Source organism: Acanthopleuribacter pedis, assembly GCF_017377855.1.
Taxonomy (GTDB): domain Bacteria; phylum Acidobacteriota; class Holophagae; order Acanthopleuribacterales; family Acanthopleuribacteraceae; genus Acanthopleuribacter; species Acanthopleuribacter pedis.
Genome location: NZ_JAFREP010000019.1, coordinates 156855 through 179539 on the forward strand (window position 1 = coordinate 156855; position 22685 = coordinate 179539).

Annotated in this window: 18 protein-coding genes; 7 read left to right on the top strand and 11 right to left on the bottom strand. The window is 57.2% G+C overall.

Translation table 11 applies throughout. The annotated features are described in order from the left end of the window. Nucleotides 1-88 precede the first annotated feature (88 nt). The 9 genes from J3U88_RS20055 to J3U88_RS20095 all read right to left on the bottom strand — a co-directional run bounded on the left by J3U88_RS20055 (nucleotide 89) and on the right by J3U88_RS20095 (nucleotide 12007). Nucleotides 89-1180 carry a hypothetical protein gene (locus J3U88_RS20055; RefSeq protein ID WP_207860732.1) on the bottom strand — a complete coding sequence of 364 codons (1092 nt, stop codon included), beginning with the start codon at nucleotides 1178-1180 and terminating at the stop codon, nucleotides 89-91. 236 nt (nucleotides 1181-1416) lie between these two features. Next, complete coding sequence (locus tag J3U88_RS20060; RefSeq protein WP_207860733.1) at nucleotides 1417-2076, bottom strand: hypothetical protein; 660 nt, start codon at nucleotides 2074-2076, stop codon at nucleotides 1417-1419. Between the two features lie 73 nt (nucleotides 2077-2149). Then, nucleotides 2150-3448, bottom strand: a complete 1299-nt coding sequence (locus J3U88_RS20065; protein WP_207860734.1) for a hypothetical protein — start codon at nucleotides 3446-3448, stop codon at nucleotides 2150-2152. 97 nt (nucleotides 3449-3545) lie between these two features. After that, on the bottom strand, nucleotides 3546-4241 hold the full coding sequence (locus J3U88_RS20070; protein ID WP_207860735.1) for a winged helix-turn-helix domain-containing protein: 696 nt from the start codon (nucleotides 4239-4241) through the stop codon (nucleotides 3546-3548). Continuing rightward, on the bottom strand, nucleotides 4238-5755 hold the full coding sequence (locus J3U88_RS20075) for a sensor histidine kinase (RefSeq protein WP_207860736.1): 1518 nt from the start codon (nucleotides 5753-5755) through the stop codon (nucleotides 4238-4240). Before J3U88_RS20075 ends, J3U88_RS20070 begins: the two co-directional genes overlap by 4 nt. A 152-nt stretch (nucleotides 5756-5907) precedes the next feature. After that, nucleotides 5908-7746 carry a hypothetical protein gene (locus J3U88_RS20080; protein WP_207860737.1) on the bottom strand — a complete coding sequence of 613 codons (1839 nt, stop codon included), beginning with the start codon at nucleotides 7744-7746 and terminating at the stop codon, nucleotides 5908-5910. 190 nt (nucleotides 7747-7936) lie between these two features. Next, nucleotides 7937-9133 carry a tetratricopeptide repeat protein gene (locus J3U88_RS20085; protein ID WP_207860738.1) on the bottom strand — a complete coding sequence of 399 codons (1197 nt, stop codon included), beginning with the start codon at nucleotides 9131-9133 and terminating at the stop codon, nucleotides 7937-7939. Nucleotides 9134-9409: 276 nt separating this feature from the next. Continuing rightward, nucleotides 9410-10555 (bottom strand): hypothetical protein, encoded by a 1146-nt coding sequence (locus tag J3U88_RS20090; RefSeq protein ID WP_207860739.1) that lies wholly within the window; start codon nucleotides 10553-10555, stop codon nucleotides 9410-9412. A 78-nt stretch (nucleotides 10556-10633) separates the two neighbouring features. Then, nucleotides 10634-12007 carry a hypothetical protein gene (locus J3U88_RS20095; protein WP_207860740.1) on the bottom strand — a complete coding sequence of 458 codons (1374 nt, stop codon included), beginning with the start codon at nucleotides 12005-12007 and terminating at the stop codon, nucleotides 10634-10636. A gap of 240 nt (nucleotides 12008-12247) precedes the next feature. On the opposite strand from J3U88_RS20095, the gene J3U88_RS20100 reads away from it, so the two are divergent. From J3U88_RS20100 to purE, 3 genes are all read left to right on the top strand, one after another. After that, entirely contained in the window at nucleotides 12248-13468 is a 1221-nt protein-coding gene (locus J3U88_RS20100; protein ID WP_207860741.1) for an MFS transporter, read from the top strand. Between the two features lie 120 nt (nucleotides 13469-13588). Further along, nucleotides 13589-14731 (top strand): 5-(carboxyamino)imidazole ribonucleotide synthase, encoded by a 1143-nt coding sequence (locus tag J3U88_RS20105; RefSeq protein WP_207860742.1) that lies wholly within the window; start codon nucleotides 13589-13591, stop codon nucleotides 14729-14731. A gap of 45 nt (nucleotides 14732-14776) precedes the next feature. After that, complete coding sequence (gene purE / locus J3U88_RS20110) at nucleotides 14777-15316, top strand: 5-(carboxyamino)imidazole ribonucleotide mutase (protein ID WP_207860743.1); 540 nt, start codon at nucleotides 14777-14779, stop codon at nucleotides 15314-15316. Nucleotides 15317-15354: 38 nt separating this feature from the next. On the opposite strand, the gene J3U88_RS20115 is transcribed toward purE, so the two are convergent. Continuing rightward, on the bottom strand, nucleotides 15355-16212 hold the full coding sequence (locus tag J3U88_RS20115; RefSeq protein ID WP_207860744.1) for a hypothetical protein: 858 nt from the start codon (nucleotides 16210-16212) through the stop codon (nucleotides 15355-15357). A 107-nt stretch (nucleotides 16213-16319) separates the two neighbouring features. Next, nucleotides 16320-19583 (bottom strand): sensor histidine kinase, encoded by a 3264-nt coding sequence (locus J3U88_RS20120; RefSeq protein WP_207860745.1) that lies wholly within the window; start codon nucleotides 19581-19583, stop codon nucleotides 16320-16322. Between the two features lie 634 nt (nucleotides 19584-20217). Between J3U88_RS20120 and J3U88_RS20125 the strand changes: the two genes are divergently transcribed. From J3U88_RS20125 to J3U88_RS20140, 4 genes are all read left to right on the top strand, one after another. After that, nucleotides 20218-20805 (top strand): RNA polymerase sigma factor, encoded by a 588-nt coding sequence (locus tag J3U88_RS20125; protein ID WP_207860746.1) that lies wholly within the window; start codon nucleotides 20218-20220, stop codon nucleotides 20803-20805. After that, on the top strand, nucleotides 20802-21398 hold the full coding sequence (locus tag J3U88_RS20130; RefSeq protein ID WP_207860747.1) for a hypothetical protein: 597 nt from the start codon (nucleotides 20802-20804) through the stop codon (nucleotides 21396-21398). Before J3U88_RS20125 ends, J3U88_RS20130 begins: the two co-directional genes overlap by 4 nt. 2 nt (nucleotides 21399-21400) lie before the next feature. Further along, nucleotides 21401-22063, top strand: a complete 663-nt coding sequence (locus tag J3U88_RS20135) for a hypothetical protein (RefSeq protein ID WP_207860748.1) — start codon at nucleotides 21401-21403, stop codon at nucleotides 22061-22063. Nucleotides 22064-22142: 79 nt separating this feature from the next. Continuing rightward, nucleotides 22143-22670, top strand: a complete 528-nt coding sequence (locus J3U88_RS20140) for a GNAT family N-acetyltransferase (RefSeq protein WP_207860749.1) — start codon at nucleotides 22143-22145, stop codon at nucleotides 22668-22670. Nucleotides 22671-22685: the final 15 nt, after the last annotated feature.

The following is a 22685-nucleotide window of genomic DNA, read 5'->3' on the forward strand; positions in this document are numbered from 1 at the left end:
TGGGGATCCAACCGTCTCCTCCCCTGAAGTTCGCCCGAAGGCCCCGACAGCCGCGGCATCGCGCTGTTGGGATTTTTTTAACGCTTTGCTAAGGTGCCGCGGCGAGTTGGGGATCGAGTTGGGTGCGGAACGGCATCCACAGGGCGCGCTCGGCGGCGGTGCATTGAAAGAGCAGGAATTGGTCGACCGCGGTTTTGACGGAATGCGGATCTACCGAATTGGGTTGGCTTAGGAAGTCGGCGAGTTGGAGGGTGAGCGCGGCATTTTTTTCGATGACATCGAGCAGGCGTTGGGCCTGATCCGGCGCGATTTGGAAGGGGCCTGTCCGGTCGGTGAGGAGGCCGCGGAGGGTGTTTCGGGCCGCGCGTTGTGCTTCAAAACGTTGCCGGGCAATCCATGAGCAGGTGCCCAACAGAACCTGGTCGCGGATTTGGTCGAGACACCAGCCGTTGCGTTGGGCGATAGCGGCCAGGGTTGGTTCGATGGGATTCGTTGTATCAATTGCGGCAAGGTCGCGTTGGGTGAGGGCCAAGGAAGGCTCGGCGGCGAAGGTACTGGATTGGCGGCTGAGCTTGTGGGAGACGGCGGTGAAGAAGTGCGATTGCAGGGACGGGTTCAGAGCGCCGGGGTTTTCAGCGTCGGGGTCGGGAAAGATGACGGTTTGGCCGTCGAGGATGAAGGGCACATCCAAATCGTGGAGCACCATCAAAAACAAATCCTCGGGCGAGTAGGCCTGCCAGTCCCCGGCGACGGTGCCCCATCGCGGGTTGCCGCCGACAGCGAAGCCGGTGTAGCGGGCGAGCCGTTTCAGGGTCATGACCTCGAGCGCGGGGGTACGCAGGCGGTAGGGTGCCTCGCGATCAATGGCGGTTTCGTCCAACCCGGGAATGGGCAGCTCGTAGACCCGCATGGTTCCAGAATGTTCCTGGAAGTAGAGGACCTCAATGTTGGCGCCGGCGACAAAACCGTTGTCATGAGATTGACCGGCCCAGATATAGTAATCGTCGTGGTCGAATTGCCAACCAGCTTGGTTATCGAGGCGAAAAGAAGCCAGCGGTTTGGCATTGTCGGGAAAAGGGGTTCTGTACAAAGAGCTTTCATAAGCGCTTTGGAAATAATCTTTAAAACAAAAGATATCATAAGTAAGTTGCGGCAATTCTCTGCCTTCAAATATAGTCATCTCCCACAATCGCTCGTAGCTCCCCTCCATACAGGAATAATCCCCTTCTTCGCCAACCCATGTTTGGGCACATTCTTCCATAATATTTTTTATTTGTTCAAATTCTTGTCGAATCGTATCCGATTGAGCCTGAACATTCAATGTAATCCAACTCAATAAAGCGAAACATATTAATAACTTCATCATCAACCTCAGTTTTCAACACAACCATGTCATGTTATTAGCTTCTTTATGCACTAATGCGAAACAGAAATTGCCCAAAACCCGGTCTCCCGAACCGCATCTCGATTACGTAGGGCATTGCAGAGAGCATCTCGAATCGCCGATGCAGAGGCTTCACTGTTTTTAATGGTTAGGTATAAGTCGTAATCTTGGATCACGCGTATACCACCCGAGGTAACGACCAACCGATCACCAGGCTGGAGGTGCGACCAATCGCTTTCCCACCGAAGGCGGCGCCGCTGCCGCTTAACCCCGGAGCAGGGTTTCCACAAACGGGTCCCATCGGGTTCAACATGCAAACGAAATAGAATGCCGTCCCGAAAGAGGTAAATCCGATGTCCGCCATAGCGGCGCACAGTTAAAGTCCCATGGTTTATCGCAACGGAAGTTTGCGCAAATACCTGCTCGACGATAACAGGGGGCCCAACGGTGAAGCCAGGGTAAAAAGTGGAAGTAACCGTTTCTATCATTTTGTCCCCTTTGGTTTTCTCCAATTTACTCACCAAGGAAAATGAAACGGATTTCGCACGGCGCTGCACCAAGCGGCAGCCTGAATTCACCCCACGCCCGTACTCACCCGCGGCCACATCAACGGTGGCGTCTCGCTTTACCATGGTAGGCCAAACTGCCGAAACATCAAACCAACCGATGGGCTTCGTAAAAAAAGTAATCACAACAAAACTCCCCGCACTTACGCTGTAAATTGAACCTTGTAAATCACGAGACTCAGAAGTAGGCCATACCGTGTTAGGGTTTGTATTTTGATTCTTTCAGTATCAAATCACGGAGCTTTTGCCAAACTGAGGCCTCACGAGTTTGGACTGTTTGGGTAATAACACGATCCAGCTCGCGGATGAGATTAGGTGTATATTCACGAGGATATTGCCGACCACTTCCAACACACCCGGACAAGCGGTGTGCCAAGTCATAATCAAACTTCAATCCTTCTTCTATTATTTGAATTTGCTTTTTTGTAAAACCTTCTTGCTGCTCTAACCTCAATAAAAAAAGTCGAACATCTTTCTGAGCCCTCAAATGTTTATTATTCTTCCATCTCTTAACCTCAGAACAATCGCCAACACGGTAATTCCCGAGATAATGAACATAACAGAGACCTTCTTGATCAGCGAGCTTCCTTAATAATACGTCTATATCAAAATCGTCCTGTATTTCGCGCATCATAGCTTCGCTGATTAAAACATCCTCATCAATGCGAACAGCCCAGTCAGGCAAATCATTGATTAAGCACACCTTTCTCAAAAACTCGCGGCGGCGAAGGTGAGAAATTTTGGCAAAAACGGTCTGTTCCTGTTCGCCACCGCTCGGAATCACCAGGATCTTGCCTTGCTGCATGAACCGATGACCGCGGTCTTCCAACAAATTGTAAAAAAGGTCGGCGGCACTGTTCCCGCGCCAAATACCGGTAACGGTGTTGCCGGCAAAACGCCCGGAAAGGGTTAACCCCAAGGCCTGGCCGGCCAACCGCAAAACGGGTAATTCCGCACCGTCGGCCCGCAATACAAAGTCTCCTTGGCCCACGGTGGGCAACGCATCATCGGAAAGCCCCTCGAGTTCAATGGTGCGCAATCCTTTCTGGTGGTCGAAAAACCACAGTTGTTTACCACGGACGCCAACAACCACACCGTCGGAAAATGGCATGCCTGTCTTGATCAAAACGCCGGCCGCCTCGGCTAACCAAATCACCTCCTCATCGGTTTGCAAGGTCGCGATAGGTCGCAACGGGTCAGGCAAAGGTTTGAGTTCAAAGCGATACTGATGTTGCAGGTAATGACCTAACAAACGGGCGGCCTCTACCTGCGCCGCCTCGGGTTCCGAACCATGAAAAGCCGCGGCTTCGCGCAAACGCCGCGTATGGGTCTCAAAACAAGACCACTCCAAGGTGCTGCTAAAACCAATTTGCGGGCACGTATCCAAATCATACTGAATATCGGCAAGCAACAACGCGGCCTCGCCTTCGCCGGCGTCAACCCGCGCCACCCCTGCCGCCACACACATCATTAAAAGTCCAAAAATAAGGTGTTTCACAAGGTCCTCCTTGTCATGCCCCCTAATTTAGCGAGGCGACGGGGCACCTAGGTGAGCGACGGTAAGGCCAATGTCAGGCAAATGTCAGGCAGCGGGGTTAACTCAGCGAACCGGCCGAGGTGGGCACCTGAAGGCGGTAGCCCACCCCACGCTGGCTCAAAAGGTACTGGGGTTGTTTGGGGCGCGGCTCCAGTTTCTTGCGTAGGTTGGCCATCAAGGTATCCACGGCCCGTTCGGTCGGCGCCCGCTCCATCCCCCACACCTCCTCCAGCAACGCCACGCGGCTCACGGCCTGACCCATGTTGTCGGCCAAGTAAGCCAAGACCTGGTACTCCAAGGTGCTGAGGTGCGGCGCGTCGTCACCGCGGATCAACATATTGACGGGATCCACCACCAGTTCCCCAAAAACAAGCAGGGTCTCGCGCGGCGCCGCGGCACGCTGCAACAACGCCGCGATCCGCGCCAGCAAAATGCGCGGCGAAAAAGGTTTGGTCACATAATCGTCGGCGCCCCGTTTAAAACCCATCAGCACATCGGTTTCAGAAGCACGCGCGGTTAACAACAACGCGGGGAAACGCAAACCACGGCGACGTAGGTCTGCCAACAAGGTGCCACCGTCGCCGTCCGGCAAGCCCAGGTCCATCACGGCGAGGTCCGGCACCGTCCGCGCCAGGTGTTGCTCGAAGGCGGCCACGGTGTCGCACGCAACCACCTGGTAATTTTCAAGGCGTAGGTTGTCGACAATCCCCATTTGCAACACGGGGTCGTCTTCCAACACAAAAATCAGACTCACGGTTCACCTCCGTCCCTTTGTAACGGCATGCTCATTACAAAACCAAGACCGTCCACCACGGTTTCGTCCACGCAAATATCTCCTTCATGCAACCGCATGAATTCACGCACAATGCTCAAACCCAGCCCGGTCCCGGAACCACTCTGGTGATGGCGCACATAGGGCTCGAACAAACGGCGTTTCTGTTTGGCGGTCAGGCCCGGACCAAAGTCGCGGAAGCAAACCAACCAACGATCACCCTCGCGACGGGACCGCAATTGGTACGGGGCCGCACCGTACTTGCCGGCGTTTTCGATGAGGTTGTAAAAAACACGCAGCAACGCTTCCACATCACCATGGAGCGGAAGCGCGGCCTCGTCTCGCATGATCTCAAGATGTTGGTTGAGTTGCGGGCCGGCGGCTTGCAACAGCAGGTCCAACTGACGAAACACCTCGTCGGTGGTCACGGCCTCGCGGCTCAAACGAAACACCCGGTTCTCCATCCCGGCATAACTCAACACGCGTTCCACCATTTCCTTCAAGCGAATCCCCTGGCTGTGAATCAGTTCAATATATTGTTTGCGGCGCACCTCACCGGGAACGCGATCATCCACCAACATCTCGGAAAGTTGCAACACGGAGGCCAGCGGGGTGCGCAATTCATGGGAAACCGCGTGGGCCAAACGCTGCTTGGCTTGCGCCAAACGAGCCTGGCGAACGACGACGCCCCAAACGGCGAGGGTCAACAGCATGATCATCACCACGGCCACCACCAACAGGGCTTTTTGCTGTCGATGGCTGGCGGCGGTGGTCTCGGCCAGTCGCCGATAGGCCGCGTCTGGCGAATAATCACGTAACCTTTGCGGTAACCCGGCAACCAGGGTAAAGCCCGGCGCGGCGGCGGCCACCCAGTCGGCATCACCGGCATCAAAACCCGCCAGAGTAGCGCACAACACTTCATGGGCACGGAAGTGATCCTGCATCGGGAGCGGCATCTTGCGGATTAAACTCAGGTAACGAACCGGCTCCAAACCCGCGCCGTTAAACCACAACTCTGCAAAGGCGTCATGCCAAGCCGACCATTGGTTTAGGTCGGCGTCCTCCAAGCGCGGGTAGCCCTCGATCACCGCCAAGTACCGAAGTGGAATCCCGGAAAACGAAAAACCGTCGGACGTCGCCAACCCCAACCAATCGCGATCCAACGGTCGCCGGACGGCACAACCCAGGGGCGGTTCTAGCAAGGGCGGCGCGGCAACCGTTTCAAAGGTCAAGGCGTCGCCGCGAACCCAAACCACTGCATCCACCGGCAACACCCCGCCGTCTAAGTAAGCCTGAAATTCGCCGGCGATTTGTTGGCGGTACCGGGTGATCTCACGGGTACGATCCTCGGATGCGCCGGCCAAAACAAGCGCCCGCGTCGCTTCTAAGTCACGCAATTCCTGACCCTGAACCGCGACCAAGTTACGCGTCATGGCGGCGGCCATCACGGCAAAAAGCAACAGCAATAACCCAAAAAACAGGTGAAGCAGTTTCATAAAACCTTTGGTTCCTTTTTGGGAACAAAATCACGGCGAGTCACCGCCGTCTTCTTATCGGGTAACGCGCAAACCACGGCCTCATCCGGTGCTCCTCCTATTTCCCATCGTCCCAAGCCGCGGTTTCAACAACCGCGAGACGATCCTGTTCCTCACTTTTCGTGATCCGAGGGGCGGAAAATCAGGGGTCCCTCCGGGTAAGGCGGCAAGTCGGCGACCACCTGCTCAATCCACGGCGCTGTCGCGTGTAACCACAACAGATCCTGGCGAAGCAAACAGGCGCGCAACCCTTGGGCATCTATCACGGTGGAGAAGTGGCGCGCCCGCGCGGGGTCCCGTACAAAATGGAAGGCGGGATCCGTTTGGTAACGCAAACGGGGGTCCATCAACCCTCCGAAGCGAACCCGGAAATAATCGCCGACCTCGGGACCGGTCACCAACATCACCTTGGGATTGCTTTTCGGCAACAGGGCGCGTTGCTGTAAAAACAACGGCAGGTGGGTGTTCATCAGTGGGTCGGTTTTGCCGCGTTCCTTGAAAAAGGGTTCGCTACACAGGCCCGCGAGACAGACCCACGCACACAAAACCACCCCTTTGGTGAGGCGAACCTTGCTGGGAAACCCCCTCGGCGACCACCGCTCGGTCAACCAAAAAACCAACAGCACCAGCGCCGCGGGTCGCAAAAACACCTGGCTATAGCGGGTAAAGGAAGCCAACGAGGCCCGCTCCCAATCGGCAAAAACAAACAGGTACATCCAAAACAGGAGCCCCCACAACAGCAGCAAAGGCGTCCAGCTTGCGAGCAACACCGCGCCGGTTTTCAACCTTCCGGGAGCGGCGGTGCCCCGTTTCAGTAAAAACAGGAGCAGTAAGGAACACAGCGGGAGCAAGCTGTTGGTGGGATGCAGCATCAGTTGGGCTACGGCACTTAACATGTCGCCGAGCAACAGCCAAGCGGATGCAGAAAACAAAATGTCGGCAAAAGGCACACGGGCCTCAGCCAGTTGCCATTTCACGGGAAAGGGTGCGCTGATCCAGGCCCAAACACCGTAAACCGCCGCCAAGGGTCCGAACAACAAAACCCAAAGGCGAAGGTCGCGCCGGCGGGCGTAACAAGCAAAGGCGAGCAGCAACACGCCGGGGGCAAGCAACAGCATGGGTTTCTTGAAAAGGTAACCCACGGCGAGCGCAAGCCCAACCAAGCCGGCCCAGCCCAAGCGGGCCGTTTCCCCCTCGGCGCGCGGGAGGCAAAGCGCCGCCAAACCCATCACCGCGATGGTGCCCATTTGCGGCGGTTCGATCAAGACGTAATGGGGAAAAAGATCGCCGGCTAAACCAATCGCGGCGAAGAAAAGGCAAAGCACCAGGGCGGCGATTCGCTTTTGGTCGTCATCGAGCCCGCCCATCGGGGCGCGGGCGAACAGGTTCAGGAGCAGTTCGTAAAGGGCACCAAGGGTTAAACAGCCAAGCATCGACATAGGCGCTAGCGCTTGATCGGCCTGAAAGGCAACACCGCGCACACCCGGTGCAAGCAAGCAAAGGAGCGGCAGACCCGGCGTGTAGTCCGCGAATTGCATCGAGGGTAAATGGGTCGTGGTGAGGGTATCGGCAAAATAATACTGGTAGGGCATCAGCAACCAATGGGTGAACTCATCAATTTTGGTGAATTGATGTTCCGAAGCCAAACTGGTCACCAAGATGATCGGAAAGGCAACCAGACAGGGATGAAGGGGATCTACCTTCCCAACCGAAAAGGGCCGGCGGCCGGCACAGCGCCACCCGAGCAAACACCAGCCCAAGCCGGCCGCTGTGGCGGTGAGACCTGTTGCAAGAGACAGCGACATGCCGGGTATCACAAACAACACCAGCAACAGAAGCAGCGACAACCAGAGTCCGACCAGAGCACGCAAGGCGGGTCGAACCGGGGCGGCGGGCCAAGGCAGCCATGCGCTCACACCCCAGGCGCAGAAAACCAAAACCAAAACATCCATGGAACACCTTTCAAAAAACCATCGGCGCCTTGATCAGGGGTGTGGGTTCGAGCGGTGAAGCAAAGATCGAGAGGGCAAAAGGCAGAGGGCTTATCCGGTTCCGCGTTTCCCCCTTCACATCGCACAAAGACCCACAGCCGGCGGCCGGCGCACGGCGTTGTCATGAGCAATCGCCTTGCCAAATTGAAGGTTAGCCGGTGAACCCTTCGTCGAGGTAGGGGTCGAGAAAGGCGGCGGCGGCACCGTAGCCGGGGTGTTGTTCGTAGGGGATGCCTGCCTCTTTGAGATGTTGCTCGAGGATGGTGAAGGTATCAACGAGTTCGCGCAAGGTGCCCTCGGGCCAGTCTTTGGCAAGACGCAGCAGCAGGGCAAGCGCCTCCTCGGTAACCCGCACGGCGTCCTCGCCGCGATCCTGGGCACCGTAGACCAAACCAAGGTTGGTGAGACCGGCGGCCAAATCATTCTGAAAATCGTCGGGCCGGGTTTGCACACCTTCTCGAAACAGGGCGACCGATTCCTCCATGACGGGCAGGGCGTCGTCGAGCCGTTCGAGGTCAAGGTAGAGAATGCCTAGATTGGCAAGCGCCGCGGCCAGGGCGCCGGAATAGTGTTCGGGACGGTTTTCAACCAACGCGCGACGCACCGCCACCGCTTCTTCATTGGCGAGCAAGGCGGCCTCAAGGTTGCCGAGATGATGGTGCAGCACGGCCAAGCTGCCGAGCGCGGCGGCGAAATCGGCCAACAGGGCTTCTTCCTCTTGCATGGCGAGAATACGCAGCAGCGAGACGGCTTCGACCAGGGCCGCCGCGGCTTCTTTAAGGCGGTCGAGGTCGGAGAGCCGGTTGCCGAGGTTCACCAAGCTGCGACCGAGCCCGGCCAGGTGCGCGTCCGGTTGCTTGATCGCCAACTTGCGGCGAATGGCAACCGCTTCTTGGGTGGCGGCCAGGGCCGTTTCGACCTCCCCTACCCCGGCCAGGCCGCTTGCAAATTGGTTGAGCCCGTGGGCCAGGGCGGCAAGGTAGGTTTCGGGTGATTCCTTGGCGAGTGCGCGCCACAACGAGACGGCCCGCTCCAAGGTTTCCAGGCCGTCTTCCACCCGAGCGAGCTGGAAACATTCGGTACCAAGCAACGACAAGGTTTCGGCGAGTTTCGGCTGATAATCGGCGGGGTATTCATCGGCGAGAAGGTTGTAAAGCAAGGCGGCGGCTTGGCTCGCTTGCTGGGCGTGGGCATGGCGATCCAGGCGCGCGGCAGCGTGCCCCAACGCGAACTGCGCGGCGGCAAGCGCGGCCCGTGCCTCGCGAGATTCGCCGGGTTCGGCCTGCAAACGCGCGACTTCAGCTTGGGCTTCCCGAAATGATGCTTCCAATGGGGCCGCTTCACGCATGGGTTCCTCCGGGGAAAACGGGCCGCGTCTCGCTGAGAAAGCACGGCGAATCAGGTTAAGGTGATGGGTGCCACAACCAACTTAGCCGCGTTCTGGGTTTTCCACAAGGTCAATCCCGTGGATGCGCGGGCTTGATTAGGCGCGCAGTTTCCAGCGTGTTCCTCACGAGGCAAAATGAGGAAGCGCCAAACGCATCGGTCGCTTGCGTCAGGCGAGAACCCATCATTTCTTACCCTCGGAACAACCCCAAATACGGCCTGATTGCCGCGTTCGGCGTCACGCCTTTCTGCCGCCTGCTAAGAGTTGCATCATATTCATCGGCGTGCCGTCCATCCGCTTAAAATGCCCCATGGCGCCGGTCACCATGAGGCTCGCCCGTTGGTAGGTACCGTCCATATCGGGAATTTCGCCGGCCTCTTCGAGCATGGCGGCGTAGGTGTTCATTTGGTTGACCAGGTGAAAATCATCGGTCAGGGGTTGGCCCTCAATTTTGTCCATGTACCGTTCGAGTTGTTTACCGAAGGCGGCGGCTTTGGGCGCGGCGGCTTGTTCGCGAACCATGCGGTCGTGAACGGCCAACGCCTGGGCCAGTTCTTCCTCACGGCCGGCGATCTTGGCGTCGACCTCCCGCAACAGGGCAACGGCTTTTTTGGCGGTGTCAAAGGCGCCCTCGTCTTCCAGACTGTGCAAACATTCGGCGAGCCGCCGATAGGCCGAGCCGGTCAGCACGGCCCGCCGGCCGGGCTCGATATCCGTGTCGCTTTCCAAAAAGGCAAGGGTTTCCAACAAGACATCGCGGATCCCTTCCCAATAATGGGCGAATTCCCAGGCCTCGGTTTCATCGAAAAGCAGCATGACCCGGCCTTCCGCGATTTCGGGAAACTGCTTGGCCAAAGGAGCCAGAAGCGCCGCGTTCTTTTGTTTGAGCGCCGCCCATTCGGGTTCCAACTCCTCGCCGAGCCACGTCATGCCAAGCTCGAGTTGCACCTCGCGGAACAACGGAAAGGAACGAACGGGATCTTCTTCAAGCATGGTGTACAAAAGCGCGTAGGCTTGCTCTTGAAAAACCTCGCTCCCCTGCCAACCGGAATACCGCAAATGGTAATGGTGAAGCTTGTTGAGAAAACCCACCAACAGCTCGCGATGGGGTTGCGGCTGTTCCTCGGCCAATGGGCGGTAGTCCTGAATCAAGGCCTGAAGTTCGCTCATCCCTTCATGTTCAATGCCCGCGTCGATAAGCGCATTGCTGTAGGCAACGCGCGACTCGAGCAAGGCCAGGCGGTGTTGACCGGGCTCGGCGGTCTCAAGACGGCGCAGTTTGTTCATGGCGGACCGCGCTTTATCCAGCGCGGTGCGCTTGGGTTTGGGCGCGGCCTTTTTTTTAGCAAGGCGCTTTTTGGCGGATTTGCGATCTTTTCCCATTCGCTTCTCCTGATGGTTCGGGGTGTGCGCCCATCCTAATGCAAATCAAACAAAGATGCCAGGAAAGCCCCGCCCAATTTACCAGAAATCGTCCTCATCGAAATCTTCCTCGTCGAGACCCAAATCGTCATAACCCGGAAACTCGGTGAGATGCGGACCGACCTGATCCATGGCCCGCTGATAAACTTCGTTGTCCTCGGGATCTTTATTAGCCGCTTTTAAGTAAATAAGGAACAGGTCGAATTCTTCGTGAAGCGCTTGTTCGATTTGTTCGCGAGCGGGGCCCGATTCATATTCTGCTTTGTCCAAGAGCAGGGTAATCAACCGCTCAAAAGCTGAGACAGCAGCACCCGGTTGCTTTTGTTGCGCCTGGGAATAGGCGGATAATCTCAGCCCAACCAGCAAGGCCGGCAACCGCGACGGTTCCTCCTCGGGGATACGGTTTAGGCGCGCCATCCCCTCTTCAATCAACGCGGCACCCGTCTTGTGATCCGCCTTCAATAGCTTGGCCCCTAACCGAACCGCGGCCTGCCCAAGCAAGGCGTCACAGTGACCTTCACCAACCACCGCCGGGTCAAGTTTCATCGCGTAGGCTTCTTTAAGCGGATCCGCGGCTTCCAGTTCCTTCAGCGCGGCATGCCGTTCGGCTTCTTCTTCCTCATCCATGCCGAACGGATCGAGGGCGTCTTCAAATTCAAGCGCGTCTTCCAAGAAGAGTTCATAACTGTCGGCCATAGCCAACAACCAACCACAGACCAGATATTGGTATTCGGGCAAGGATTCGGTGGCGCGTTTTAGGGTTGCAAGCGCGCGCTTTTGGAACGCCGCCATCGCCATGGGCTTGTCCATAATTTGGTAACCCTCGACGACGTCGGTGAGATAAGCCTTGCGTTGCGGGAGGAGATCGCACCGTGCCGATTCGACCAAGGCCAGGCTAACCATCTCCGCTTCCACGAGAAAATCAGTCGCGTACGAATCATTCGCCGGATCAAACCACAATGCCCGAGCCAACAGCAGCGCCTCCACGAGTTTGGGGCCGTAAAACTCGGGATTTTTTTGGTACAGTTCGCGCAAAAGGTCGAGGGCTTCACCGTGCGCGCGCAATGCTTTACCCAAAAAGCCTTCTTCAGCATAGGTGACGACATAGCTTTGATAAGCGCTAAGCAGCGCGTCGATGTGTTTGCCAGGTTCCGCTTCGTCTTGGTCAATCGCCGCGTTAAGCGCCTGCCGCGCGGTTTCCATGGGATCATCCGTCGAATTTTGGCAGGTCGCTTCTTCCGTGTCCCGATCATCGTAACGAACCAAGGCATTCTGGGCCGCCTTAAGCGTGACGGCATCATTCGCTTCTGGTAAATCTGCCGCCGGGACGGACATGCGATTAGGCGCATTTTGTTTTTTACTGTTCCTGTTCTTGCGCTGAGCTTTTTTGGTCGATTTACGGTTTTTACCCACATTCATCTCCTGGCTATACGGATAGGCGCTTGATCATAAACACAAAAAGGCGCTTCGGCCGGCTTTAGCAAAACAATCGGTCAAGAATCTGCTTAATTGCAAAGGCTTGAGCAGGAAAGCTTGGCTCGTCAAACTCACCATTCCTTAACACAAACTGTGTCAAGATGCACACTTTCGAGTGCCTCCAACAACCGGCCTTGCGCAATCGATTTATTGCCTTTTTCTGAGGACCCACAACCCGTGAACCAAGCGCGAAAGTTCTTTTTGCTCACCTGCCTTTACGCCTGCCAAGGCTTGCCCTACGGGTTTTTCACCCAGTCACTGCCCGTGATCATGCGCGAGAACAATGCCACGCTGACCCAAATCGGGTTGGCCTACTTATTGTTGCTGCCCTGGGCGGGCAAATTCTTATGGGCGCCCCTGGTCGACGAATACGGTTCAACCCGCATCGGCCGCCGCAAAACCTGGCTGTTCGCCACGCAAACACTGTCGGTCCTCCTGCTGTGCACCCTCGGTCTGTTCGGCAACCTCGACGGCGATGGCGATTACCGCATTCTGTTCTTTTTATTTGCGGCACTTAACTTTCTCGCCGCCACCCAGGACATCGCCACCGACGGCATCGCGGTGAACCTGCTCAACACCGACGAACGCGGCATCGGTAACGGGATCCAGGTGGCCGGTTACCGATTGGGGATGATCGTCGGCGGCGCGTTCCTGCTCGCCCAATTTTCCTTTTTCGGCTGGTCCGGCTCCTTTTTCTTTATGGCCGCGGTCCTCACCCTCTGGACCCTGCCGCTGGTGTCCTGGCGCGAACCACCGCCGGATCCCAAGGTGGATACCCGTCACTTCTGGGTGATCTTCACCCACCTCTGGCGTCAACCCGGTTTCCCGGTCTGGCTGGCGATGATCGCGTTTTTTAAGGTGGGCGAAGCGATGTCTACCGCCATGCTTTCCCCTTACTTTAAAGATCAGGGTTTGGCGATCGACGAGATCGCGGTGGTCCTCGGGGGTTATGGCTTCACGGGCGGCCTGATCGGTTCGCTGGTGGGCGGGTTCGCCGTGTTGTGGCTGGGCCGCATTCGCGCGGTGGTGCTGCTCGGTGTCGCCCAAATCGGCGGGGTCGCCCTGTATCTGGGCATGGCCGGCGGTTGGTTACCCGCGGAAACCACACCTTGGCTGGTGGCGATTGAACACGGTACATCCGGCATGGTGACCACGGCGCTGTTCACGGTGATGATGGACGTTTGCCAAAAAGAAACGGCTTCCAGCGACTACACCTTGCAAGCCTCGGCGGTGGTGATCGCGACCGGTTTCGCCAAAGCCGGCGCGGGCCGCGTCGCCGATCTGTGGGGTTACCAAACCAACTTCACCACCGCGCTGGTTTTGTGCACGGTCGGGGTGTTGTGGTTCGCGATTCAGGCCCCGCGATTGCTCGACGGCCAAGGTCAATTGCGGCGCTGAGCCGGAAGCGTTGATCGCGGTTTGGAAAAGCGTTTCCAAAGCGCCGGTTCGGGTATAATGCATTTTTTGTGTGCGCGCCGGTCGCGCCCCGTTCGATTTAAGACGCTAGGATGGCTTTTCATGACCCAATATTGGTCTTCCTCTTTTACCCTCGGAATCCTCGGCGGCGGCCAGCTCGGCAAAATGCTGCTGGACGAAACCGCGCGACTCGACATTCATACCGCGGTGTTGGATCCCTCGGCCGAGGCGCCTTCCGTCGGCCGCACCAACCGCTTTGTGCAGGGCAAGCTGATGGATTACCAAACGGTACTGGATTTTGGGCGCTCGGTTAACTTGGTGACCTGCGAAATCGAGCACATCAACATCGACGCCTTGCGCCAATTGGAAAAAGAAGGCATTCCGGTGCGCCCCTCCCCCGAGATCTTCGCCACGGTCGGCAACAAGGCCCATCAAAAAGCGTTTTACCAACGGCACGGCATCCCCACGCTCCCGTTTTTCACGTTTGAGACCAAAGCCGAAATGCTGGAAAAACTGGGACCGCTGCCGGTTGTGTGGAAAGCGGCCACGGGCGGCTACGACGGTCGCGGTGTTGCCATTCTGCGCAATCAAGAAGATGTGGATGCGGTTCCCGATGTGCCGGGTTTAATTGAAGATTACGTGGGCGCCAAACGGGAGATCAGCATTTTGATCGCGCGCAATCCGTCCGGCGAAACCCAAGCCTTTCCCGCGGTTGAAATGGTGTTTCACCCCACCGCGAACCTGGTGCAACACCTGCACAGCCCCTCCTCGCTGGCGCCGGAACTGGCGGCCCGCGCCAAAGAAATCGCCGAACAGGTGGCCGAAAAATTTGATTTGGCGGGGATCACCGCGGTGGAAATGTTCGTCACGCCCGGCAACAAAATTTACGTCAATGAAATTGCGCCGCGACCCCACAACAGCGGCCACCACACGATTGAAAGCCACTTCACCTCGCAGCACGAGCAACACCTGCGCGGCATTCTCGATTTACCGCTGGGTTCGCCACGCGCCTTGTTCCCGGCCGTGATGCTCAACATTCTGGGCGGCCCGGACACGGGCGCACCGATCTACCGCGGCTTGGTGGACATCATGAAGGAAGAGGGCGTGTACCCCCACATTTACGGCAAAACCGAAACGCGACCGTTCCGCAAGATGGGGCACATCACCCTCATCGGCGCCACCTTGGACGAGGCATTGGCACGGGCGGAACGGGTGCGCAACATGCTAACCGTCAACGGACAATAAACGCGGCAAACACCCGATACTCATTCTGTAAAGAGGTCATGGAATATGAGCGAGCAGGTTACCAAAAAAGCGGCCAAGGTCGGCATCATCATGGGCAGCCAATCCGATTTACGCGTGATGGGCGACGCGGCCGAAATCCTCGAACACTTTGACGTCCCCCACGAACTCACCATCGTCAGCGCCCACCGCACCCCGCAACGTTTGTTCGAATACGCGGGTTCCGCGGCGGAACGCGGTTTGGACGTGGTGATCGCGGGTGCGGGCGGTGCAGCCCATTTGCCGGGCATGGTGGCTTCTTTGACACCGCTGCCGGTGATTGGGGTACCGGTAAAAGCGTCGATTTCCATCGACGGCTGGGACTCGATCCTATCGATCCTGCAAATGCCGGCGGGCGTTCCGGTCGCCACGGTGGCGATGGACAACGCGCGCAACGCGGCGCTGCTGGCGGTACAAATCCTGGGCACGGCCGATCCCGAGTTGCGCGTCAAAATGGCAACCTACAAACAAGCGCTGGCGGCCAAGGTGGACACCATGATCGACCGCGTCGACCAAGAAGGCTGGCGCGCGGTCCGCGCTTCGCTTTAATTTTGAACCACTAACAGGCTATTCGGAACAGCCCCCGGCTACTCGCCCACCTCGCGCAATGCGAACATGCGCAGGGTGGCCTCGCGTGGGGAGACCGGCTCGTCGCGAGCGTGGTCCGAGGGTTTTTGGAGCATGTCGCCAAACCCTTCGATGCAGGCCCGCATCACGCGAAACAAAGGGGCGGTTTCGGGATAATCGTTGAGCAGTTTGCGGTGGTAGAGGTTGAGATTCGCCAAACGCTTGCGCACCGATTCAGAATCGGTACGCGCACGAACGGAAAGCGGTTTGCCCTCCGACCCTTCGCTCACCGAAAGCATTTCGTGTTTCACCAAGAAACCAATCACGGCGTCAAACAACTCGCGGCGATGGCCGGATAAGCCGACCTGCTCGGCCAAGGTATCCCAAGCGTAGGTTTCACCCTCGCGATGAAATAAATCGATGCGGCGAAATTGCAAAAACAAAATATCGCGCAGGTACCAGTTCAACTGGCCGAGTACCGCGTCGGCCCGCAACGGCAGGGGTTGTCCCGCCAAAAGACCCGCGCCGGCAAGCGGGTCGTTATCCAGGAGTGAAGCCGCCTCTTCCATTGGGCCGGCCTGGTTGGGTTGGTCGAGCGATACGTCCAGATCATGGTTTTGGGTCGCCGGCGGGGCGGCCGTTTCCGCTTCGAGGTTGGCTAAAAATGATTCTTTATCGATGGGCGGCAGATCTTGGGTGTTCATCACACCCGTCCCCTGCAGATCGAGGTCGTCGGCCAGATCAAGCTCGTGCTTTTCCGCCAAGGCCAAGATTTTGCGCAACCCCTCCGCCGGGGTAAAATCGCCCAAACGAACCTGTTCAATAATCCCCGCCGCGGCTTCCTCCGCATCCCCTCTCAGGTCAACCTGATCCATCATGATCCCTCTTTCACTTGTTTCAGTGCGCTTATTCTAGCCCAGCATCGGCCGACCACAAACGGGACCTTTGCCGATTATCACCAGGAAGGCTCGCCAAATGACGGGGCTCAGCCGACGACGGGCAAATCCACGCGAAAAGTGGCGCCTTTGCCTTCGCCTCGGCTCTGCACGGTGATGCGTCCTTTCATCTCCGAAATGACGTTGCCGCAATAATGCAGGCTAAAACCGTGGCCGTGGGGTTTGGTGGAGTATCCCTGGTGGAAAACGCGGGTAATGTCCTCGGGCGGGATACCGGTTCCGTTGTCGCTGATTTCCAAACGGACCCAGGCGGGATCGGTTTGGAAGGTGTGGATACGCACCTCTTTTTCAGCGGCATTGCGCATGATGGTCGACTCCCAGGCATTTTTGATCAAATTCCCCAAGGCGCGCAAAAACTTGGTTTTGTGGACCCGCACGGTGGAACGATCCTCGAAGTCGGTGACCAAATGAATGTGGTTCTCCCGCAGGGAATCTTCTTGGAGGATCAAGACCTGTTCCACCATTTCGTGGATACCCACATCCTCAAGCTGATCACGGTTTTCCGTGAGCGCCTGTTGGGCAAAAATGATTTTGTTCATGGCGCGGGTTTTGTCGACGAGGTCGTCCACCTCCCGTTCCAACTTATCGCGGCGGCAGATCAACACCGCCACGCTCTTTTTAAGGTAAGGAATCAGCTTGCGGCCTTGCGGATCTTCCTGGAGGAACACCGCCAATTGTTCCTGGTTGGCTTCAAACAAGGCCACCACGCGCTGCAATTTGGTGATCGGCAGTTTTTCGCAATGCTCCTTGATCAGCGCACCACCGACATTCACCCCGTTCAAGCCGTTCCCCAAATTGTGAATGACATCCGCCGAGATTTCGGCCATCCCCGCCAAGTGCGCGGCCTTCACCAAATGATCTTGGGTGGCCTTTAATTCGTGGTTGGCTTTTTCCAGCGCGGCGGTACGTGCCCGCACCAATGCCTGGAGTTCCCTGCCCTGTTGCTCCAGGCTGAACATGCGGTAGCGGTAGCCGGAAACCGCCAACAGACCCAAAAGCAAAAGGGTGCTCACCCAAAACCCGGTGCGTTCAAACCAAGCAGGGGTCACGGTAACGGCATAGGTCTCGGTACTTTCCCGCCAAAGCCCCTCTTCAACGGCGGCCTGAACGCGAAAGCGGTAGTCGCCGGGCGGTAAGTCGCGGTAAAGCTGAAAACGACGCCCGCCAACTTCTTCCCATTCCGCGTCATAACCCTGGAGCTTGACCCGGTAGCGCACGTTTTTGGGTTCACGGTAGGAGATGCCGGTGAAGTGAACCTCAAGCCGGAAGGGTTCGGACGGTTGTACCAGCGGCTGATCCACCGGCCGGCGAACCCCATCGACGCGAACCTCGGTAATGAAGGTGGGGGGGCGCCAGTTAAGGGTGCCTTTGTACGCGGGGTCAAGAATCAACAAACCACTCATGGACGGAAGGAGCAGCAAGCCGGTGCTGTCACGCCACCCGCTGGGATGGGAACCACCGTTGCACTCGATGATATCGCGGTCTCGGGCACTGGCGCCGATATGGCTCGTCAAACGCTCAATGGATCCGTCGGCAATGGCGTGCAGTTCGGACAAGGGCACCCGAAAAAAGCCGTCGTGGGACGTCATCCACAGGTTTTCATCGTTATCTTCCAACAGCTTAAAGATGATGTCTTGAAATAAGCCGTGATGATGGGTTACCGCATCAAAGCGGCCGTGGCGAAAGCGGCTCAAGCCGCCGTAGGTACCGACCCACAAGGAACCGCCGCGATCCTGGTGCAAGGCACGCACCGAATTGCTGATAAGACCCTGCTCGGTTGTGTAATTTTGCAAACGCCCGTTTTGGTAGCGACTCAGTCCGGCATCGGTACCGATCCACATGGCGCCGTCACGGTCCTCATAAAAAACGCGCACCGTGTTAAAAGCCAGGCCTTCTTTTTCGGTAAGGTCGGTAAAACCACCGTTTTGGAAGATGCTGACACCTGACTTGGTGCCGATCCAAATGCGCCCTTCGCGGTCTTCCTGTAAGGCGCGAATGTAATCACCGACCAGGCCGTCGCGACGCAGGAAGACGGTAATCTGTTCGTCCTGCAAGCGGGCCAACCCCTTGCGCGTCCCGGCCCACACGGTCCCGTCGCGGGCGGCCCACACGGACAACACCTCATTGGCGGGCATACCCTCAAGGCGGGTATAATGGCGCGCCACATGGTCCGACCAACGAATCAGCCCACCGCCTTCGGTTCCCAGCCACAGGGTGCCGTCCTCGGCTTGGCACACGCTCCAGATCAATTCTTCACGCAGACCTTGGGCTCTGCCGATGCTGAAATAGCGCCCGGCGTAATATTGAAAGAAGCCGTTGCGGGTGCCGACCCACAGGCTGCCCTCGTTGTCTTCCAAAATGGTGTGAATGCGGAGGTTGCGCAGCGCCTTTTCACCACGGTGGGCGGTTAAGCGGCCGTCTCGGTAACGCATGAGCCCAGACGTTGCCGTCCCCAGCCACAGATTCCCCTCGCGGTCCTCCTGCAGCGTCATCACCTCCAGGCCGTCCGGCGCGCCGGGAAGCGCTTCAAAAGCCAAACCCACGCGGCCGGCACCGCTCCCGGTTTCCTCACGCCCAACCCAAACACCGCCGGCAACGGTGGCAACCCACATGTCACCGCCGCGGGTTTGGTATACAGCATGCACGGCGGCATCTTGAAAGACACCACCCCCCACCTGTTCCACCACCCGTTGGTGATCGTAAAGCGCCAGCCCGTTTTGGCCTGCAATCCACATACGGTTTTGGGCGTCATAGAAAAGTTTGTACACGGGGCGCGATGCGAACGCACCGGGTCCGGGCGTTGGTTTGCCATTGCGCCACAGAACCAAACCACCGCTGGTCCCGACCCACAAGGTCCCCCGCGCATCCTCGGCCAAGCTGGTGACGAAGTTGGTCGGCAAGCCGTGGCGCTGGTCAAAACGTTGAAATCGGCCGTTCTGATAACGAACCAAACCACTGCTGCGCGTGCCGATCCAAATCACGCCTTCACGATCTTGGAACAGGCACACCATGTAGCCGTCGGTAAAGACATCGCGAACGATTCCGTCGCGCTGGTAGAAGTTCACAAACTCGTGGCCGTCAAATCGCGCCAAACCATTTTGGGTGGCGACCCAGAGAAAACCGTCTTGGTCCAACATGGCGTCGGTCACGGTACGCTGGGGTAAACCGGCGTTGCCGCCCCACTCGCGCATGCGGTACTGATCAAGGGACAAATCGGGATCAAGTGCCGCAAGGGGCGACACAACGATCAGCAAACAAAACAGATGGTGGAACCATGACAGAGCAATTTTCAACGGCAACGCTTCCAAATACCGGGATCAGCAGAAAACCGTCGGCGCCGCGGCGTTGCTTTAACGTCGGTTTGGTGATGCTCCAGGTTGTAACACTTTTTGGTTGCCGGTTATTTTAACCCAGTTTTCGCGAGGATCGCGGTTCTTTCCCTGGGTAGGACGAAATAAATTTCCGCCGAGGATGGATTGGGGATTTTCCCGTCCAACAACGGATCTTTTCGTAGCTGTTGAATGGGGCCAATTCATGGGTCTTTGGATCGGTTCGGCGAGGTTCTTGGTTCCTTTTTTTACAAGGATGGCAGGTGGTTTTGAGGATGCGGATGGTGCGAACGCCCCTTTTTAACCCCTACCCGACACGGATGGTGCCGTCACGCCGATGTTCCTTTTCGCTGGAACACGGCGCCGGTGCCGTTCCGAAGTGACGGCTTCATCCGCGTCGGGAAATGGAAACAGAGGGTTCCTGACAGAATCCGCCATCCACTAACTTATCCTTATATCCTGAGTAAAACACGAAAACCACGCCCAGCAGACAAGGGCACCAACCCCTTCCCCACATCCCCATCCCGATTTCCTGAAAAAAAATTTAGACTGGATCCAAAGACCATCCGTCGTATGTGCAGAAAGGGGAAACGAACCCATGGAACACCTTGTAGACGATATCGAACTTGTGCGACGCGCCCAAAAAGGCGAAGGGGCCGCCTTTGATGTCTTGGTCAAACGTTATGAGTCCAAGATTACCGGCCTCGTCTACCGCTATGTGCGCGACACCGATACCGCCTTGGACCTCGTTCAGGATATCTTCTTCAAAATTTTTCGGAACTTGGTGAATTTCAAAGGGGAATCGAAGTTTTCAAGCTGGATCTACCGCATCGCCATCAACGATTGCATCGACCATAAACGACGCCTCAAGGTCCGCAAGGAACAATCCCTCAACCAAATCCAAGAATACGGCTACGACGTCGCCGACGAGCGCGACGAGGCCAACATCGAAGACAGCCACCTTGCCCAACTGGAACAAGCGTGGGTCCGTCGCGCGGTGGCCGACCTACCACCGAATCAACAATCGATTGTGGTGATGAAGGTCTACCAAGACCTGACTTTTGATCAGATTTCCGAGATTCTCGACGAGCCGGTAAGCACGGTGAAAAGCAGATTGTACAAAGCATTAAGTAATTTAGGCAGCGTCATGCGCCGCAAACAAGTCATTGAAGGGGGACGAACATGAAACACCTTTCGGAAGAACAATTGATTGATATTTTGATGAATGAACCACGTGACGCGGCGCTGGACCAACACCTCGCCGAATGCCCGCCCTGCAATGAGCGCTACCGCTTAATTGCCGACGGCCTCAGCGTGGCCGAGGCGGCCGAACCCATCATCCCGGAAATGCCGCGCCCGATGATTTCCCACGCGGCTTTCCGCAGACGCACCTGGCTGAAACGCGCGGTGGTCCTACCCCTCGCCGCCATGTTGGTGCTCTCTTTACTCGGTTTTGGGTTCCAATCCGACCAAGACGGCTTTAGCGTTCAGTTCTCCTTGCTCGGCACCCAAACCACCGCCGCCAACCACGATGCACGCATCGCCGATCTGGAACAACGGCTCTTGGAAGCCATTGAACTCAACACCAAGCTCACTCAAAACCAAATGGATTCGCGTTTCGAAGCGGTTTTTCAAGAACGCGATCAAAACCTGCGCGAGTTTTCCACCGCCCTTAATGCCCAAATCAAAGGCATTGAACTGCAAAACTCCGAGAACATGGTCGACCTTCGCGAGGAAATGCTTCAAGAAGTTCGCACCGCCGCCAACCAAGGAAGATAATGATGTCGTTGCTTTTTTCATTGATTACCTTTTTCTGGATGCCACCGACCCACCAGGTACCCAGCCACCTGACGATTTGGGAACAAATCGCCGAGGTAGAAGGTTTTATCAAAGCCGAGGTCAACAAGCAGAACCGTGCTTTCGGCGTGTTTAGCAGCGATCCGGTGCGTGGTTACTACCTCGACGAACAAGGGGTGATGCTGTTTGTCCCAGTTCGCTATAAAAAGCGTTCCAAACCCACCACGGTCCGTGAACAAACGGTCCCGGTGGCGGCGCGAACCCAAAGCATCACCGCCAACCGCGAGGAACTCAACCGCCGCAAGCGTCAATGGCGCGAAACCTTACAGCAAGATGAGCTGGAAAAGGAAGCCGCCTTCGAAGAACTGGTCACCTTCATCCGCAACAACATCCCCAAAATCGGCCAACGCCTGCCCGCGCTAAAAGACAGCGAACAACTCACGGTGATCGTGGAAGAACGCGAGCCGGCCTGGTATTTCGCGGGATTGCACTACCGGCCGCAAGCCTCGCGCAAGTTGGTCACCCTGCGCGTCACCAAAAGTGATTTGGACAGCATCAAGGAACACGAAACCGATTTCCCCGGCGCCTGGATCCAAAAAATCAAACGCACCAACAACCACCGCGACATGCGGCGCATCCTCCCCTAACCCCTTTTACCTATCCTTCTTTTGTGACCGAGCCGCTCCCACGCGGTTCGGTCACTTTTTCCGTTCGGGGCAATCAGTCATGCTAGAAAACACCCGCTTGCTGTTACGACCGATCACCACGGCAGACGCGCCCGCCATGGCCGCATCATTGGCGGACCCGGAGGTGCGCCGCTTGACCGGCACCCATGCCCACTTTTCCCCGGAACAGATCGAAACCTATTGTGCAAACATCGGCGCCGACCCCAACCGGCTGGACCTCGCCATCGTAGACAAAAGGCAGCCAAACCGCGTCGTAGGTGAAATTTCGCTGTTGGACATTGATCGAACCAACCGCAACGCGCACTTACGCATCGCGCTTTACGGCAAAAGCCTTTTCGGGAAGGGCTACGGAACCGAGGCGTCCCGACTACTGATACAACACGCGTTCGATCACGAAGGCCTGCACCGCATTGATTTGGAGGTATTTTCGTTCAACACCCGCGCTGTTGCCCTCTACCGGAAACTGGGGTTTGTGCAGGAGGGCGTCAAACGCCAAGCGCTTTTTTGGGACGGTGCGTTCCACGATGTCCTGCTCATGGCGCGATTGGCCCACCCCGCCTCGCTTTAACGGAAAGCACGCGAA